The 17,994-nt window shown below is 31.4% G+C and carries 15 protein-coding genes; 13 read left to right on the top strand and 2 right to left on the bottom strand.

What is annotated here, in order from left to right; translation table 11 throughout:
• The first annotated feature begins 19 nt into the window (after positions 1-19).
• The 6 genes from D1816_RS25345 to smpB all read left to right on the top strand — a co-directional run bounded on the left by D1816_RS25345 (position 20) and on the right by smpB (position 7,562).
• Complete coding sequence (locus D1816_RS25345) at positions 20-520, top strand: histidine phosphatase family protein (RefSeq protein WP_118506157.1); 501 nt, start codon at positions 20-22, stop codon at positions 518-520.
• 243 nt (positions 521-763) lie between these two features.
• Positions 764-2,470, top strand: coding sequence for a hypothetical protein (locus D1816_RS25340; RefSeq protein WP_118506156.1), 1,707 nt, complete (start codon positions 764-766; stop codon positions 2,468-2,470).
• A gap of 302 nt (positions 2,471-2,772) precedes the next feature.
• A complete protein-coding gene (locus D1816_RS25335) occupies positions 2,773-4,173 on the top strand; it encodes a hypothetical protein (RefSeq protein ID WP_118506155.1) in 1,401 nt (466 codons plus the stop codon).
• A gap of 248 nt (positions 4,174-4,421) precedes the next feature.
• Positions 4,422-6,494 carry a hypothetical protein gene (locus tag D1816_RS25330; RefSeq protein WP_147405062.1) on the top strand — a complete coding sequence of 691 codons (2,073 nt, stop codon included), beginning with the start codon at positions 4,422-4,424 and terminating at the stop codon, positions 6,492-6,494.
• Between the two features lie 162 nt (positions 6,495-6,656).
• Positions 6,657-7,013 carry a DUF3887 domain-containing protein gene (locus tag D1816_RS25325; protein ID WP_066311484.1) on the top strand — a complete coding sequence of 119 codons (357 nt, stop codon included), beginning with the start codon at positions 6,657-6,659 and terminating at the stop codon, positions 7,011-7,013.
• Positions 7,014-7,103: 90 nt separating this feature from the next.
• A complete protein-coding gene (smpB, locus tag D1816_RS25320) occupies positions 7,104-7,562 on the top strand; it encodes an SsrA-binding protein SmpB (RefSeq protein ID WP_066311486.1) in 459 nt (152 codons plus the stop codon).
• Between the two features lie 103 nt (positions 7,563-7,665).
• On the opposite strand, the gene D1816_RS25315 is transcribed toward smpB, so the two are convergent.
• Positions 7,666-8,313 carry a protein-L-isoaspartate(D-aspartate) O-methyltransferase gene (locus D1816_RS25315; RefSeq protein ID WP_066311489.1) on the bottom strand — a complete coding sequence of 216 codons (648 nt, stop codon included), beginning with the start codon at positions 8,311-8,313 and terminating at the stop codon, positions 7,666-7,668.
• Between the two features lie 89 nt (positions 8,314-8,402).
• Positions 8,403-9,167, bottom strand: coding sequence for a peroxiredoxin (locus tag D1816_RS25310; RefSeq protein WP_118506153.1), 765 nt, complete (start codon positions 9,165-9,167; stop codon positions 8,403-8,405).
• 222 nt (positions 9,168-9,389) lie between these two features.
• Here D1816_RS25310 and D1816_RS25305 point away from each other — a divergent pair, with 222 nt between their 5' ends.
• The 7 genes from D1816_RS25305 (at position 9,390) to D1816_RS25275 (ending at position 17,988) form a co-directional block, all read left to right on the top strand.
• Entirely contained in the window at positions 9,390-10,355 is a 966-nt protein-coding gene (locus D1816_RS25305; protein ID WP_066311494.1) for a Gfo/Idh/MocA family protein, read from the top strand.
• 27 nt (positions 10,356-10,382) lie between these two features.
• Entirely contained in the window at positions 10,383-11,270 is an 888-nt protein-coding gene (locus D1816_RS25300; RefSeq protein WP_118506152.1) for a 3-hydroxybutyryl-CoA dehydrogenase, read from the top strand.
• 96 nt (positions 11,271-11,366) lie between these two features.
• A complete protein-coding gene (locus D1816_RS25295; protein ID WP_118506151.1) occupies positions 11,367-12,491 on the top strand; it encodes a TlpA disulfide reductase family protein in 1,125 nt (374 codons plus the stop codon).
• Between the two features lie 15 nt (positions 12,492-12,506).
• On the top strand, positions 12,507-13,745 hold the full coding sequence (locus D1816_RS25290; protein ID WP_118506150.1) for a DUF1015 domain-containing protein: 1,239 nt from the start codon (positions 12,507-12,509) through the stop codon (positions 13,743-13,745).
• A gap of 86 nt (positions 13,746-13,831) precedes the next feature.
• Positions 13,832-14,500, top strand: coding sequence for a YggS family pyridoxal phosphate-dependent enzyme (locus D1816_RS25285; protein ID WP_118506149.1), 669 nt, complete (start codon positions 13,832-13,834; stop codon positions 14,498-14,500).
• A gap of 151 nt (positions 14,501-14,651) precedes the next feature.
• Positions 14,652-16,025 carry an exonuclease domain-containing protein gene (locus D1816_RS25280; protein WP_066311502.1) on the top strand — a complete coding sequence of 458 codons (1,374 nt, stop codon included), beginning with the start codon at positions 14,652-14,654 and terminating at the stop codon, positions 16,023-16,025.
• The gene (locus D1816_RS25275; protein WP_118506148.1) at positions 16,018-17,988 is read left to right on the top strand and encodes a DUF3857 domain-containing protein; all 1,971 of its coding nucleotides are present in this window, start codon (positions 16,018-16,020) and stop codon (positions 17,986-17,988) included. Before D1816_RS25280 ends, D1816_RS25275 begins: the two co-directional genes overlap by 8 nt.
• Positions 17,989-17,994: the final 6 nt, after the last annotated feature.

Below are 17,994 nucleotides of genomic sequence, written 5' to 3'. Positions count from 1 at the left end.
ATAAATAGAATATTAGTCTATGAAGTCAATTACTTTTTTATCTGTTTTTTTTATTTGTATTATATCATTCGCTCAAGATCAAAAAACCAGTACTACTTACTTTCTAGTAAGACACGCTGAAAAAGACCTAAGTGATCCTAAAAATAGAAATCCTAAGCTTACAGAAGAAGGAGTTTTAAGAGCTCATAATTGGGCAAAAATACTCAAGGACACCAAAATTGACATGGTTTTTTCAACAGATTACTTCAGAACCAAAGAAACTGCTAAACCGATAGCTGATAGTAAAAATCTGGTGGTTAAATTATACGATCCCAGGAACCTATATAGCGAAGATTTTCAACAACAAACCAAAGGAAAAACTGTGGTCATTGTTGGTCATAGTAACACTACTCCGACGTTCGCAAATAGAATTATCGGAAATGATAAATATGCATCTATTGATGAAAAAATATATGGAAAATTGTTTATAATTAGCATTAAAGATGATAAAATTGCAGATATCGTATTAAATATCGATTAAATTTGAAATGCTTTTTAGTCTAATTTCTTACAAATTCTTCAAAAAAAGAACATTATTTCTATATAAAACTTACGGTTATCCCTCTATTCTCACTTCTTATCGAAAATTTTAAAAAGTTTCTATCCTTTCTTTAAAAAAAGAATACCTTCCACTGCACAAAAAAACTTAGCCCCTTCTCAAATCAATACTACTCTTTCTACCTCAAAATCAAATAGTGTATTAATTCTTTTTTAAAATCAAAACATGAAAAAAGTTTTTATTGGCTGTATAGCCTTATTAAGTATGTCATTAAGTTTCGGGCAATCAGAAAAAAATAGTGTGAGTCAAAAGGGGAAAAACAATGTTGCTACAATATCTCAGTATGGTTCGCCAACGGGGCTAGACATTACACAGAATGGTAATGAAAACATCTCTGAAGTAACACAAGGATTAGAAAATAACCCGTCAAAAGAAGGTATTATATCTCAAAACCAAACAGGAAATCAAAATAATGCAATCATATTTCAACTAGGAACTGGTAATGAAACCTACCAGACACAAACAGGAGATAACAATATTGCCTCTGCTAGCCAAGATGCTTCGACATCCTTTAGCATTATAAACCAAATACAAACAGGAACAAACAATACAGCTACTGCTACTTTTGAAAACTCCTTAATTGGTGGCGCTACCATTAATCAAACTCAAAATGGAGATAATAACATTTTGGAAGCAACAAATGCAGAAAGTTTAGTTGATCAACAACAAGATGGTACAGGAAACTATGCAAATATTATTGCTTCAGGTACACTAGGTAGAATTCAACAAGTACAAGTAGGTTCTAGTAATGCTGCATTTACGTTTCAAGAAGGGACTGAAAATGGTAGTGTTCAAAATCAAAATGGCGAAGAGAACAATGCAACTATTGAGCAAAACGGTTCTAACAACGACGTTTTTCAAAGTCAAACTGGATTAAGAAATAATGCTGCTATAACTCAAAACAATAGTTCTAACAGTAATATTAATCAATCTCAAAATGGTGAGGGAAATGTGGTTAATACATTTCAATCTGCAAAATCTTCATCTGCCTCTGCAAACCAATTTGGCAACTTCAATAGCATAACTCAAAACCAAACTGGGATGGAGAATACTATAAGTACTTCTCAAGATGGTGAATTAAACAATGCCACAGTTACTCAAGATGGCAAACAAAATCAAGTATTTCAAAATCAAGGAGGAAACGCTAACGTCGCTGCTGCCCAACAAAACACTTCGGTTTTAAGCTCTATTTCTCAAAATCAAAATGGGCAAGAAAATTCTGCTACTGCAAATCAAAATCAAGGTAACGGAAATACTATTTTGCAAAACCAAAGTGGTTTAAATAATGTAACAGTTACCGAGCAGCAAGAAGGAGCAGGAAACAATGCTTTAGCAGAACAATCAGGAGAGTCTAACAGTATTAATCAGGTTCAAAATAGTGGTGCTAACAATACTTTATCTGCACTACAAGAAGGTGGCTCGTCTAATGACATTAATCAAAACCAGACAGGTGAATCGAATACTAGTTTTGCTCTACAAATCAATAGCTCATCTAATACAATTCAGCAAGTACAATCAGGAGCAAATAATTTTATGGAAGCAACTCAAAACAATGGTACCTCTGATGGTATTGTACAGACTCAATTTGGTGAGAACAATGCTGCTTCTGCTTTGCAGGGAACAAATAGCTTAAACTCTATCGGAAATATTATTACGCAATCGCAAAATGGTAATAATAACAGTATGGTGAATAGTCAAGATGGTGAATTTAACATTATCCAAAGTACTCAATTAGGGGATCAGAACATCATAAATACTTCTCAAACAGGAATAGAGAATAGTATTTTCACAACGCAAACAGGCACGCTACTATCAAATAGTATTTTGCAAAATGGCGAAAATAACACAGTGATTTTTACTCAAAAAAATTAAAATACAATTACGGTAAATTCATAGAAAAGGTTCGGAAATATAATTTCCGAACCTTTTCTATGAATTACATTATTAACTTTATTTAGAACCATTCATAACATATAAATAGATTTTCTCTCATTAAAACAATAGGCCCCATAAAACATACAATTATCTGAATATTTTCTCGTCTCATCGAAAATTCAAAAAAGTTCTTATCCCCCTTTTCAAAAAGCAATAACTTTAAACACTAAAGTTATCCCAACATATTCGTTCTCTACTTTATCGTACTCTAAAAAATCTTAATCTTTTAAAACCAAATTATGAAAAAAGCAATTTTATCAATTGTGATATCCTTATGTTATACCATGGCTATCGCACAAACAGGAGTAAATGATGTCTCGCAATTAGGAAACAACAACACATCCGAAATATCGCAAATTGGAAGCCCAAACTCTTTAACGGTAACGCAAACAGGAAATGACAACTTTTCAAAAATAGAACAAGGAGTTCTAGATGACCCAGCAATTAATGGTTTGATTACACAAAAACAAAATGGTATTGCTAATAGTGCAAAAGTGTTTCAGGTAGGTAATAACAATAAAGTAGTGCAAAATCAAACTGGTAGTAACAATATCGTAAATGCAAGTCAAGATTTTGTTACCGATTCTAATCATATAGAACAAATACAAAGTGGCGATGATAATGATACAGAAGCTAAGGTTCGTTTCTTCTCTGAAAGCACAATTATAATTCAAAGCCAGATCGGTAATCTTCAAACAAACAAAACCATTGTTGATGGCCTAAATAGTTCAATTAATCAAAAGCAACAAGGATCATCAAATACAATTGCAGTTATAGCAGACGGTAACTTTAATACCATACTACAAAATCAAACTGGGAATTTTAATACCGCAACAATTAATCAAATTACAGATGATAACTCTATTTTTCAAGACCAAAACGGGGATACTAATACATTAATTGCAACGCAACAACGTTCTGAAAATAAAATCACACAAGTACAAGATGGAAATTTTAATAAAGCTTTTGCCCTTCAAGAAGGAGCTGTAAATGAATCGAATCAAACACAAAATGGAATTGAAAATAACTCTAGTATTAGACAATCCAAAGAGTATAATGTAGGTGCAACAGAGCAAACAGGAGAGCAAAATACCATTTCACTAACACAAAATGGTTCTTTTGGTACAATTACAATAACTCAAAAAGGAGCATATAATAATGCAACAGCTAACCAAAACTTAGGGCAATACAATAGAATAAATCAAAATCAAAATGGCGATCATAATACTGCATTGGCCGAACAAAATTCTGTTTTTTTCGAAGGTGAAATTTCACAAAGTCAAATCGGAAATTCAAATATTAGTACTGCCAGACAAGATTTTGGTATTAGAAACAAAATAGAACAAAATCAAATAGGTCAAAACAATACAGTCGAAGCCACACAAGGTGACACAGATTCTTCTTCTTCTCAAAATACAATACTACAAACCCAAGAAGGAAACGACAATATTGCTACTATCTCTCAAAATGGCATTAGTAATACCAGTGAAAGTATGCAAATTGGAAACGAAAATAATTTAACCACTATCCAAATAGGCACTTCTAATACTGCAATTATGACACAATCAGGAAATCAGTTGTCTTTTCTTATATCGCAAAATGGTGAAAGCAATACTGTGATTCTTAATCAAAATAATTAAATCTTTATCGATTGTATTTTAAAAGAGAGTCGTATTCATTTATAGATACGACTCTCTTAAAAGTATGAATTTACTTACATTTTAACATTGGTATGTTATCAATAAGGACATCTTATCGAAAAACCACAAAAACTTATATTTCAGGTATTAAAAAAGAATAACTTTAAAAAGAGAGATAAGCTTAGCTTCCTACCCACTGCTCTATTCTTTTCATAATCTAAACATAAATTAATCTTAAAATTCTAATTATGAAAAAAGTACTTTTGGGCTGTATAGTCTTGTTAACCGTGTCTGTATCTCTAGGGCAAACCAACAAAAATAATGTCGAACAAACAGGAGAAAACAATATTTCTAATATTACACAATTTGGAAGCCCAAACACATTAGACATCAAACAATCAGGAAATGATAACATTTCTAATGTTTCTCAAGGAACTGATTATGAAGACGCAGAAAGAGCAACTATCACACAAATCCAGACTGGGGATTTTAATCAAGCGAATGTATATCAAGTAGGAATAGAACATAATGCTAACCAAACTCAAGTAGGAACGAGCAATTTTGTAGAAACAAGTCAAGAGGGTATTTTAAACATAAGTAAAACTAATCAACAAGGGGCTTTTAATTTTATATCTATCGCACAACAAGGAAATAACAATTCTGCCGAACAAACTCAGGCTATTGATAACAATAAGTCGGTTTCAGTTCAAATAGGAAACAACAATGCACTACTTCAAATCCAAAGCGGTATAGGCAATTCATTAACATCTTCACAAGGAAACATTGACTCTAATGCTGAAGGAGGAGATGTAGATCAAATACAAATCGGTAATGAAAATACAGCATCCTCGTATCATGAAAATAGTAATTTTAAAAGTGTTCAACTCCAACTTGGGGATAACAATAATGCCACAATAACTCAAGAGTCTGGAAAAAACAATGATGTTAATCAACGCCACAGAGGTAATAGAAATATTTTAGATGCATCACAAATTGGAAATACCAATAGATCAGTTCAATCTCAAACAGGTGACGAAAACAGTAATATTATAACGCAATTTGGAGACAATAATACTACTATTCAAAGACAAACAGGAAATAATAATTTGGGAGTAACAAATCAAGAAGGTTTTATTAATAGAGCTACCATTACTACTTCTGGAGATTTTAATCAAGCATATCAAAATCAAAGTGGAACTTCAAATAAAATGGCCATTACACAAAGTGCTTCTGGGAGCAAAGCTTCACAAAACCAAAGCGGAAACAACAACTCTGCCGGAATAATACAAGAAGAAGGCTTACCACATAATGCTACACAAAATCAAACAGGTACGTCAAATAATGCGTTTATCGTACAAAATACAGGAATAAACGATGCTCAACAAAGGCAATTAGGGACAAACAACCAGGTAATTTCATTCCAGAGTGGTACTTTTGAACAAAACAGTCAGTTACAAGACGGGGCAAACAACCATGTTACATCTTTTCAATCTGGTTCTGGTGGTTTTATTACAAGTGTACAAAACGGAGAAAACCACAGTATAGATCAAGAACAAAATGGTGACAGTAATTCTATTAATAGTGTTCAAAGCGGTATTCTAAATACTATAATATCTAAACAGATTAATGGTGGGAACAATCTAATTGATCAAAATCAGAATGGGGATAGTGGTACTATAAGTGCTACTCAAGATTTTGAATTTTCAAGTACAATATCTCAAGAACAAGCAGGCTTTTCAAATACTATTTTAACAACACAAATACAAGGAGATCAAAACAATGCCGAAAGCTCTCAAACAGGAATAAGTAATACAATAGAACAATATCAAAACGGCTCTATAAATATTGCAAATGCACAGCAAAACGCTGGTAACTTCAACTCACTAGGTCAATTTCAAATTGGATCAGGAAATATTGGTAATGCTACACAAATTTCTGGTACAACAAACACTATTCAACAAAACCAAAATGGTGATGGAAATACCGTAAGTGCTTTTCAATTTAATGCAGAAAACAACACCATCCGTCAAGCACAATTTGGAAACGGAAATACTGCTCAAGCAGGACAAATCATGAGTGTTCTTTCTCCAAATAATTTGATCACTCAACTTCAAGAAGGAAATGACAATCAAGTAAATAACTTTCAAAATGGTGATTTAAACATTGTTGATAGCAGGCAAAATGGTGACCTTAATGTTATAAACACCTCTCAAGTCGGTATATCTAATACTATATTAACATATCAAACAGGTACAGCTATTATTAACTCTATTATACAAAATGGTGATAATAACACCGTATTTTTCAATCAAAGCAACTAATCGCACCTTGATCGATAGAATACTTTATTTGTCAAATTAATTTTCTAACCACTCCTAATTCACTGTATTTAAGAGGGGTTTATCATTTATTTTGTCATAATTTTTTTAATTTTTAAAAAAGATATTTATTTTGCATGATATAGAACCCCAAATAGAAACGTTATGAAATATATATTTTTAGTATTAATTTGTTTTTCGACCTCATCAATTATAGCTCAAGATAAAGCTACATATGATAAAGTTTCAAAAACATTTCAAGAAAATTTTAACGCACAAAATATAGATGCTATTTTTGATTTGTATACTACAGAAATGCAAAAAGAAATGACTAAAGAAGGGGTAAAACGTTTTGTAAACGGTTGTCATGACCAATTTGGAAAACTTAAAGGTTTTACATTCATCGAAGCAGCAGAGGGTATATATAGTTATGATGTAGAATTTGATAAATTGACGTTGGTTATGGAATTACAATTAAATAAAGAAGGAAAAATTTCTGCCATACAATTTCAAGAGTCTTAACTATCTTAAAATATTCATTTTTCATACAAAGCTTTCTTTCGAGAAAGCTTTGTATTTTTGCATATACTTATTTCGAACCTAACTATAAAAATGAGTCAAAATAAAATCAATATATTAAACCGTAAAGCTAAATTTGAATACGAATTTATAGATAAGTACACTGCTGGTATTAAACTCGCAGGAACTGAAATTAAAGCTATTCGTGAAGGAAAAGCAGGTATTGCAGAGAGTTTTTGCGAGTTTAACAATAATGAACTCTTTGTTATTAACATGCATATTGAGGAATATTCTCATGCAACATACTTCAATCACCAACCAAAAAGTGAACGTAAATTATTACTGAATAAAAAAGAGTTAAAGAAACTTGAAAAAGAAGTAAAAAATTCTGGACTAACCATTATTCCTACTCGCTTGTTTATTAATGATCGTGGATTAGCTAAACTTAATATTGCTTTGGCCAAGGGTAAAAAGATGTATGACAAACGTGAGACAATAAAAGACCGCGATAACAAGAGGGCTTTAGATAGAATTAAAAAAGATTATAAATAATCTATTCATTAATTCCTTTCAATATTTTATTAAATTCTTCACGTTCTTTTTCTCTTAAAATAGGATCTTCAGGATTTAAATCTAAAATTACACTATCCTGTAACTAGTTTCTATTTTCCAATAAGGGTACAAATCTAAATTCTCCAAATTCACGTTTTTCGAATTGAGTTTCGCTCTTGCGTACAAAAAGGGTCATGATTTGCACATCATCTCCAACAGGAATTACAAGTCGTCCATTTATTTTTAATTGGCTCAATAGGGGTTTTGGCACAAAAGGCGCACCAGCTGTAACAATAATCGAATCATAAGGAGCATACTCTACTAACCCTTTATATCCATCTCCAAAAGAAAGATGTTTAGGGCGATACCCTAATTTAGATAGAAACAATTTTGTCTTTTTAAACAATTCTTTTTGTCGTTCAATACTATAAACCTTTGCCCCTAGCTCACATAAAACAGCAGTTTGATAACCTGATCCTGTGCCAATTTCGAGTACATTATCTCCATTGCTAATTTGCAATAACTCGCTTTGAAAAGCTACAGTATATGGTTGAGAAATGGTTTGATCTGCGGCAATAGGAAATGCCTTGTCTTGATAAGCATGGTCCTCGAAACTAGAATCCATAAATAAATGCCTTGGTATCTTACTTATAGCAGATAAAACACCTTTATTTTTAATTCCTTTTTCAATTAGAATATTAACCAACTGCTTTCTTTTTCCAGCGTGTTTTAATGTGTCTTTAGAATTCATTAGGGTAGATTAACACTCCAAAGTTACATAAACAAATGGGTAAGACCATGAATAAATTCTTGGAATATTTACATCATGAATGTTTCTAATTATTTTATCAAAGAAGCTATCGTATTTTCTAATTCGAAAATAGTATCATGATGAAAACCTTTTTCTTTATAAACCACTTTCCCTTCCTGATTCATTATCAAATTTGTCGGAAATGATCTTACTCCATAATTTGTAACAACTTGCTTACTTTCGGGAATAATATTATATAGAAATTGATGTTTCTTCAAAAATAATTCTATGTTATTTTTTTTATCAAAAGAGAAAGCCAAAAAGATCACATTTTGATTATTCTTGAATTTCTCAACTATTTTATTTAAACCCGGCATCTCATCTACACAAGGTTTACAATTTACAAACCAAAAATTAATGACCACAACTTTTCCTTTAAGTTCAGAAAGCTCGAATGATTTCCCGTCCATATCCTTCACAGAAAACTCTAATGCTTCTGGGCTTTCACTAGTCTTCTTCTTTAGCATTCGCAGACTATTCATTTTTGCCATCGCTGAAGGCGTTTCATCTAACATTTTTCTAAGTACTACAGCTTCAACCTCGTTGTTTTCATTTATATAAAATTGAGGAAAAAATTTATATGAGTCTAATAACGAATTTACTTTATTCATATCCATCTTCTCCCCTTCTAAATCATAAAAAGGTAAATCTGCAATATCCTGTTTAAATGTAATTTTGTTCTTAAGTTCTTGTTCTCCTACTTTTATTAATCCTTCTAATTCTTTTTGGCCTTGAACATGCAAACAGAATAGCAAAGAAAATAAAATGAAGGGTACCACATTTTTTGCTTTCATATGTATACTTTTTTCTTATAATATAACATTTTTCAAGTGTTTTAAAAACAATTAAACATGAACTATAAGCTCTATTTGTAGATATGTTTTCTAGTTTTTATTCAACTTAAAAATTACAAAATAAATCCCTTATTAAAATCTTAACAGTCTAAAATTAGGATTTTCAAAACCTAACATCACTTAATTTATAAATAATACTATTTTTGTGTAAAATCTTGAATTATGCTCAAAGCTGGAGTGCTAGGTGCGGGACACCTAGGAAAAATCCATTTACGTCTTCTGGAACAATCAGAAAAATACGAATTAGTAGGTTTCTATGATGCTAGTCAAACACAAGCAAAATCTATTGTTGAAGAATTTGGTTATCGTCTTTTTAATTCTGTTGAAGAACTTATTGATGCTGTTGATGTTGTTGATATTGTAACACCTACTTTCGCTCATTTTGAAGTAGCCAAACAAGCTATAACTGCTAAAAAACATGTATTTATAGAAAAACCTATTACAAATACTGTAGCAGAAGCAGAACAACTTATTGATTTAGCGATAGCCAATCAAGTAAAAGGGCAAGTGGGTCATGTCGAACGTTTTAATCCTGCTTATACCGCAGTAGCTGATAAAATAGAAAATCCAATGTTTATTGAAGCCCATAGGTTAGCAGAATTTAATCCAAGAGGTACAGATGTCCCTGTTGTTCTGGACCTTATGATTCATGATATTGATGCTATTTTAAGTGTAGTACATTCTGAAGTAAAACATATAAGTGCTAGTGGTGTTTCTGTGATAAGTGAAACTCCGGACATTGCTAATGCTCGTATCGAATTTGAAAATGGATGCGTTGCAAATCTTACTGCCAGTAGAATTTCGCTAAAAAATATGCGTAAATCCAGATTTTTTCAACGTGACGCATATATCTCTGTTGATTTTTTTGAGAAAAAATGCGAAGTTGTAAAAATGAAAGACGCTCCTGAAAAACCAGATGATTTTGCGATGATTCTTCAAAATGCTGAAGGTGTTAAAAAACAAATCTATTTTGACAATCCTAACATACCTTCTAATAATGCAATATTAGACGAACTTAATACATTTGCCGATGCTATCAAAAATGACTCGACTCCTATTGTCTCTCTTGAGCAAGGAAAAAAAGCATTAGAAGTGGCATTAAAAATTATCGATTGCTTCAAACATTAAACACACACATACATAAACAATACACAGATGAAAAACATTGCAGTAATAGGTGCAGGAACAATGGGTAATGGTATTGCGCATACTTTTGCTCAAAAAGGTTTCAAAGTACAATTAATAGACATTTCTCAACAATCTTTAGACAAAGGATTGGCTACTATTACCAAGAACCTGGATAGAATGATAGCGAAAGAGAAAATTTCGGAAACTGACAAGCAAACTACTTTAGGTAACATTTCTACGTTTACTAATATTAAAGAAGGTGTAGAATATGCAGAATTAGTTGTAGAAGCAGCAACAGAGAATCTAGAACTAAAACTTAATATTTTTAAAGAGCTAAATAACGCCTGTTCTGATGAGACTATCTTAGCATCAAACACATCATCTATCTCAATAACACAAATTGCCGCAGTAACAGATAGACCTGAAATGGTTATAGGGATGCATTTTATGAATCCTGTACCTATCATGAAATTAGTAGAAATTATACGAGGGTATAATACTTCGGATAAAGTTACTGATACGATTATGAAGTTATCCGAAACACTTGGCAAAACTCCCGTTGAAGTAAATGACTATCCTGGATTTGTAGCGAATCGAATCCTTATGCCAATGATTAATGAGTCTATTGAAACACTTTATAACGGTGTTGCTGGCGTATCAGAAATCGATACCGTGATGAAACTTGGTATGGCACACCCAATGGGGCCTTTGCAGTTAGCAGATTTTATTGGTTTAGATGTCTGTTTATCTATTCTAAACGTAATGTATGACGGCTTTAAAAACCCTAAATACGCACCCTGTCCCCTACTCGTAAATATGGTTATGGCAGGCAAATTAGGAGTTAAAAGCGGAGAGGGCTTTTATGATTATTCTGAAAGCAGAAAAGCAGAAACAGTTGCTAAGCAATTCTCGTAAAAGATTAGTTTGCAACATACATAAATTATATATTTACAAGTTGGAGAGTTATATCTCCAACTTTTTTATAATCCCTTCTCTATAAAAATATTAAGTATGAAGTCTAAATCATATATTCTATTCCTTGTTTTCTTAGTTGTCTTTTCTATTTTCTCATGTAAAAAAGAAAATAAAGAACAACAAATACTTGAATCAAAACCAAATATTTCTGGATATAATGTATTGGTAACCATGAAAAACACTCCGGATAGTACCTGGGTATTTTACGGAACTAGTAAAAACACAGATTCTATAATGGTTATGAATGAGAAATTTGAACTTGATGGAGAAGTTGAAGAACCCGAATTAATTTATTTGTACACCAAAGACTACCAACAAGGGATTACTTATGTATGGTTAGAAAATCAACAAATAGATGTAAAAATTCAAAATGGAAACCTTTCAGAAGCCCAAGTGATTGGTGGAAAAACTCAAGAAGAATTTGAAATTCTTGTATCTAAAAAGAAAAATCTTGAACAAGAATATAGCGAAACCATTAAACCCCTTCGAACAAAAACCGGTACTGAAAAACATCTAGACTCTTTAGGAAAACGAAGTACAGAAATATTGACTCAAATATATGATATAGACAAAGAATTTATAGCCACTAACCCTGACTCATATGTTAGCAGTAGTAGTCTTTATATGATGAAATCTGTTTTTGATAAAAAAGAAGTAACAACATTATACAATAGTTTTTCAGATAAAATTAAAAATTCTAAAAATGGAAAACTTATCAATAATTTTATTTCAGCACCCAAAAAACCAGAAATAGGTGATAAATATGTAGACTTCGAATTACCAGACCCCAAAGGTAAATTATTAAAACTTTCTGATGTAAAAGGAAAGTATATATTGGTAGAATTTTGGGCATCATGGTGCGGCCCTTGCAGAAAAGAAAGCCCATCACTAATAAAAGCATATAATCAGTTTCAGGATAAAGGTTTCGAAATTATAGGAGTATCACTAGATTCCAAAAAAGACCGATGGATTAAAGCTATAGCTACCGACAAATTACCTTGGACACAATTGTGTGATTTAAAGGCAAATTATACATTCCCTGCTATCGCCTATTCGATTTATGCAATCCCGTATAATTTTTTAATCGACGAACAAGGTATTATCATTGCCGAAAATCTTAGAGGACAAGAATTACATGATAAGCTTGGTGAATTATTTTAATTAATACATTTCTACATGACCAAGATCCTTCCATTCAAAGCAATTCGGCCTACTAGAGACAAAGTAAGTTTAGTAGCCTCTAGGTCATACCAAAGCTACACAGCAAATGAACGTGATTCTAGAATGGATTATAACCCCTACTCCTTTTTGCATATTGTAAATCCGGGATATAAATACCAAAAAGAAATCTCAGGAGAAGAACGGTATAAATTAGTACGAAACAGATATTTAGAATTTAAAGAAGATGAGATTTTTGTCCAAGATGAAGCTTCATGCTATTATATTTATAAAATTGTTAATCGCGAATTAGAATCTTTTTGCGGAATCATTGCTGCGGCCAGTGCCGAAGATTATGAAAATGACATTATTAAAAAACACGAGGATACCATACAACATCGAGAAAACACTTTTAAAGAATATTTAAAAACCGTTGGTTTTAATGCCGAACCCGTATTACTAACCTATCCTGATAATGATACCATAAACACTGTAGTATCAAATACTGTTAAAAATAGAGCCGAATATGAATTCACTACAACTAACAGAGACACGCATTACCTATGGAAAGTAGATCAGAAAGATGATGTAACAACAATTGAAAATGCATTCTCACAAATTAATGCAATTTATATTGCAGATGGGCATCACCGTTCTGCATCTTCGTACCTTCTTACCAAAGATCTTAAAAACAACAATCCAGATCATAAGGGTACCGAGCCATATAACTTTTTTATGAGTTATTTAATTCCGGAGTCAGATCTTAAAATATATGAATTTAATAGACTTATAAAAGATTTAAACGGGCTCTCTAAAGAAGAATTCTTAATTCAACTTGACACCTGGTTCAGAATCGAAAATAGGGGTAACGAAGTATATAAACCTTCAAAACCACATCACTTTAGCATGTACTTAGATGGTGATTTTTATTCTTTATACTTAAGAAAAACAATATATGAGTTTACAGATGCTCTTGAAGAACTTGATACTCAGATTTTGTATAAAACTATTCTTAAACCCATTTTAGGAATCCACGATCTACGAACAGATACAAGGATTGAATACTCTCATGGTAGAAATGACGTTGTCTCGGTAAAAAGTAAAATTGATCATGAAGATTATAAAGTTGGGTTTGTTTTATTTCCTGCCTCTGTAGACCAAATGAAAAAAATAGCCGATCAAGGATTAAAAATGCCTCCTAAAAGTACATATATAGAACCCAAATTAAGAAGTGGCATTACTATTTATGAGTTTTAGCTCTATTTTTAAAAACTAGTTTTTGCAGTCGAGAACCTTTCAATTCCTTTTGATGGCTAAGTGCTTTTTAGATATCTTTGTTACCTATGAATTCTATACAAAAGAACCTTAAAGCTATACAAGCATCCATACCAAAAGATGTCACCTTAGTTGCTGTATCCAAAACCAAACCTATATCTGATATACTACAAGCTTACGAAACTGGTCAACGTATTTTTGGCGAGAATAAGATTCAGGAAATGACCCAGAAATGGGAAGAAATGCCAAAAGATATTTTATGGCATATGATAGGTCATGTGCAAACTAATAAGGTTAAATACATGGCTCCTTATGTAGATACAATTCACGCTGTTGATAGTTTGAAATTATTAAAAGAAATTAATAAACAAGCTCAAAAACATAACAGAGTTATCAATTGTCTATTGCAAGTAAAAATAGCTGAAGAGGAGAGTAAATTTGGCTTAAGTAAAGAAGATGTACTTTCTTTATTAACTGCTGAGGAAACGAAAAATCTAGATCACATTAAAATACAAGGACTTATGGGGATGGCAACATTTACTGATGATCAGGAACAAATAAAGAACGAATTTATGAAAATTAGTACTTTTTTTGATGAATTGAAAATAACATATCCTGAGTTAAAAACACTATCTATCGGAATGAGTGGTGACTATAAAACAGCCATTACTTGTAAAAGTACAATGGTTAGGATAGGAAGTTCTATTTTTGGAGCAAGAGACTATTCAAATGCCTAGTTCATTACACAGAAACCTTCTTAAGGATTATATTTAATATTATATTAGTACTTTTGATCTTTGGTATAACACCTTTAGTTTTTTTATTTAATGAACATACTAGTACACTACAGATTTACGAACCTCTATAATTTTATTATTTTTAGCTAGTATGTATGCAATTTTAGATATAGAAACTACCGGTGGTAAGTATAATGAAGAAGGTATTACTGAAATTGCTATCTATAAATTTGATGGACATGAGGTTGTCGATCAGTTTATCACTCTAGTTAATCCCGAAAGACCAATACAACCCTTTGTAGCCAATCTAACTGGGATTAATAACGAAATGTTGCGTAATGCTCCTAAGTTTTTCGAAGTCGCCAAAAGAATTGTTGAAATCACAACAGATTGCGTTGTTGTAGCTCACAATTCTAGTTTTGATTATCGTATTCTTCGAACAGAATTTGATAGACTAGGTTTTGATTATGAAAGACACTCACTTTGTACTGTCGAACTATCAAAAAAATTAATTCCTGATCAAGAATCCTACAGCCTTGGTAAATTAGTTCGTAGTTTAGGTATTCCTCTTTCTGACCGTCATCGTGCAAATGGTGACGCCTTAGCCACTGTTAAGTTATTCAAACTTTTATTAAGTAAAGATGTAGAAAAAGACATCATTACAGATACCGTTCGTGCAGATACAAGACGTCAAATGGACGATAAATTGTTAAGGCTACTAGAAAAAGCCCCTATTGCTACCGGAGTATACTATATACATAGAGAAGATGGTAAAATCATTTACATCGGAAAAAGTAAAAACATTAAAAAACGTCTTAATCAGCATTTTACAAATGATAATAAAAAATCTAGAAGAATTCAAACAGAAGTCACTAGTGTTTCCTATGAAATTACGGGTAGCGAGCTCGTTGCATTGTTAAAAGAAAATGAAGAAATAAAACGAAATAGACCCAAATACAATAGAGCATTAAGGAAAAGCAAATTTGACCAAGCTTTATATCAGTTCGTAGATAATAACGGATATATTAATCTTAAAATAGGGAAAAACGATAATCGCAAAAAAAATATTACTACATTTTCAAATAGACAACAAGCTAAATCATATATGCATAAATGGGCAGAAACTTTTCGTTTATGTCAACGATTAATGGGATTGGACTCTGGAACAGGAAATTGCTTTAATTATTCTATAAAACAATGTAATGGTGCTTGTATTCTGGACGAATCTCCTGAAGAATACAATGAACGAGTACAAGAACTGATTCTAAAAAACTCATTTGAAAATCAAGATATGCTTATTATAGATCGAGGTAGAAATATTGATGAACAAAGTGCTATCTTAATAGAAGAAGGAAAGTTTATAGGGGTTGGTCATTTTACCTTAAATCATCAAATAAATAATATAGAAATTTTACGATCTATTATTACCCCCATGAGTCATAATAGGGATGCCAAACACATAATACAAAGTTATGTTCGGCAGAATAAAAAATTGAAGATTACCAAATTGCCTAAAAATGATTAAACATTTACTAGCTTTATTTCTGTGTTGCATCACACTTCTACTATCCGCACAGAAAAAATACAATACTGCCAGTATGGTAGTGACCATGGCAGATTTAGAAAACAACACTTTTGAAAACGATAGTACAGCGAATGCATTTTTTATTTATGAAAAAGGGTATAGCAGAGTTGAAAATGGCAGAAATTATAATCTATTAACAGATTACGAAAGAAAGATTAAAATACTTAACCGCAAAGGTTTTGATCAAGCAAGTATAGAAATTTTATTATACAGGAATAAAAGTAATCGAGAAACAATTCATGATTTAGTTGCTCACACTTATAATCTCGAAAATAACAAAATAGTTAGAACAGAAGTTTCTAAAACTGATATTCATACTGAAAAATACGATGAACACTATACGCTAATCAAGTTTACCTTTCCCAATGTTAAGCCCGGCTCTATAATTAGATATTCTTATCAAATAGAATCTCCTTTTATTGTTAAATTTAATGGATGGGATTTTCAAGATACTATCCCCAAATTATATAGTGAATGTGTAGCTGATCTACCCGGAAATTATGTTTATAACATAAAACTAATAGGCACCTTAAAATTAAAGGTAAGTGAATCAACTATCAAAAAAAAGTGTCTTGAAATAGCTAATGGAAGCTATGCTGACTGCTCTCATAATATCTATATTATGGAGAATATTCCTGCTTTTAAGGAGGAAAAGTATATGACCGCCAAAAAGAATTATTTTTCCAGAATTGATTATGAACTTAAAGAATTTAAAGGTTTTGATGGAATAAACAAAAAGTATACTGAAACCTGGGAAAATGCAGATAGAAAATTCAAAGAAGATCCAAATATTGGTTCTCAATTAAATAAAATTAACTTAACCAAAAATATTCTTCCCGATACAATTTCTCGATTACCGAATACCATTGATAAAGCCACCGCAATATATCGCTACATTAGCAAAACATATGCTTGGAATAATAAATTTGAGATATTTCGAAATGTAAAAATCAAAGAAGTTATAGCCCATAAAACAGGTAATGTATCAGGTATTAATATTCTTTTACACAATACTTTAAAGCAACAAGGTTTTGAGGTGAATCCGGTTTTATTATCTACAAGAAAAAACGGATATGTAACAAAAATATATCCTGTAATCTATGATTTTAATTATTTGATCGTACAACTATCTTTAGATGGAAAAAAATACGTATTAGACGCTACAGAAAAAATGTTAGCCTTTGGTCAATTACCTTTTAGGTGTTTAAATCGAGATGGTAGGGTCTTAGATTTTAAAAATGGAAGCTCTTGGATTTTGATAGAACCAACTAAAAAATCTTCTTTCTATTATAAAGAAGAGATAATTTTAGAAGAAAACCATAATCTTAATGGCAAAGGCGCATACTTATTATCTGGTTATCATGCTTCAGACCGAAGAAAAGATCTGGAACATTTAAATAAAGAGAAACTGATTGAAGAAACCAAAAGACAGAATCAAGAAGTTACTATAACTAATATATCTATTAAAAATGAAGACGATCCTGAAAAAACATACAAAGAAGAATATGAATTTAATCAGAATATAGAAATATTAGATGGTATTTTATACATCAAACCATTTAATAGGCCATTTTTTAAAGAAAATCCTTTTAAATTAAATCAAAGAACGTATCCAGTGGATTTTGGGCACAAAGATTCGTACACCTATAATGTATCTATCAAACTACCCAAAAACTATGAGTTTATTGATCTTCCAAAAAATTCTACATATGTTATTCCCAATAAATTAGGAAGCATACGAACCAATTTTCTACTTCGCGGAGACCAACTTATTATAACGCACAGAATTTTGTTTAACTCATCTTACTATCCCACAGAATACTACACCATATTAAAAGAGTTTTTTAACCTTATTGTAGCTATAGAAAATGATACACTAATTACAGTAAAAAAATTAATCTAGTTTTTT

This window comes from Aquimarina sp. AD10 (genome assembly GCF_003443715.1).
GTDB lineage: Bacteria > Bacteroidota > Bacteroidia > Flavobacteriales > Flavobacteriaceae > Aquimarina > Aquimarina aggregata.
Note: the sequence above shows the minus strand (reverse complement) of the source record. Positions and strands in the feature narration are given on the sequence as shown.

Excerpts from the sequence above, each read along its gene's own strand:
- D1816_RS25345 (WP_118506157.1), top strand. The coding sequence starts at position 20 with ATGAAGTCAATTACTTTTTTATCTGTTTTTTTTATTTGTATTATATCA.
- D1816_RS25340 (WP_118506156.1), top strand. The coding sequence starts at position 764 with ATGAAAAAAGTTTTTATTGGCTGTATAGCCTTATTAAGTATGTCATTA.
- D1816_RS25335 (WP_118506155.1), top strand. The coding sequence starts at position 2,773 with ATGAAAAAAGCAATTTTATCAATTGTGATATCCTTATGTTATACCATG.
- D1816_RS25330 (WP_147405062.1), top strand. The coding sequence starts at position 4,422 with ATGAAAAAAGTACTTTTGGGCTGTATAGTCTTGTTAACCGTGTCTGTA.
- D1816_RS25325 (WP_066311484.1), top strand. The coding sequence starts at position 6,657 with ATGAAATATATATTTTTAGTATTAATTTGTTTTTCGACCTCATCAATT.
- smpB (WP_066311486.1), top strand. The coding sequence starts at position 7,104 with ATGAGTCAAAATAAAATCAATATATTAAACCGTAAAGCTAAATTTGAA.
- D1816_RS25315 (WP_066311489.1), bottom strand. The coding sequence starts at position 8,313 with ATGAATTCTAAAGACACATTAAAACACGCTGGAAAAAGAAAGCAGTTG.
- D1816_RS25310 (WP_118506153.1), bottom strand. The coding sequence starts at position 9,167 with ATGAAAGCAAAAAATGTGGTACCCTTCATTTTATTTTCTTTGCTATTC.
- D1816_RS25305 (WP_066311494.1), top strand. The coding sequence starts at position 9,390 with ATGCTCAAAGCTGGAGTGCTAGGTGCGGGACACCTAGGAAAAATCCAT.
- D1816_RS25300 (WP_118506152.1), top strand. The coding sequence starts at position 10,383 with ATGAAAAACATTGCAGTAATAGGTGCAGGAACAATGGGTAATGGTATT.
- D1816_RS25295 (WP_118506151.1), top strand. The coding sequence starts at position 11,367 with ATGAAGTCTAAATCATATATTCTATTCCTTGTTTTCTTAGTTGTCTTT.
- D1816_RS25290 (WP_118506150.1), top strand. The coding sequence starts at position 12,507 with ATGACCAAGATCCTTCCATTCAAAGCAATTCGGCCTACTAGAGACAAA.
- D1816_RS25285 (WP_118506149.1), top strand. The coding sequence starts at position 13,832 with ATGAATTCTATACAAAAGAACCTTAAAGCTATACAAGCATCCATACCA.
- D1816_RS25280 (WP_066311502.1), top strand. The coding sequence starts at position 14,652 with ATGTATGCAATTTTAGATATAGAAACTACCGGTGGTAAGTATAATGAA.
- D1816_RS25275 (WP_118506148.1), top strand. The coding sequence starts at position 16,018 with ATGATTAAACATTTACTAGCTTTATTTCTGTGTTGCATCACACTTCTA.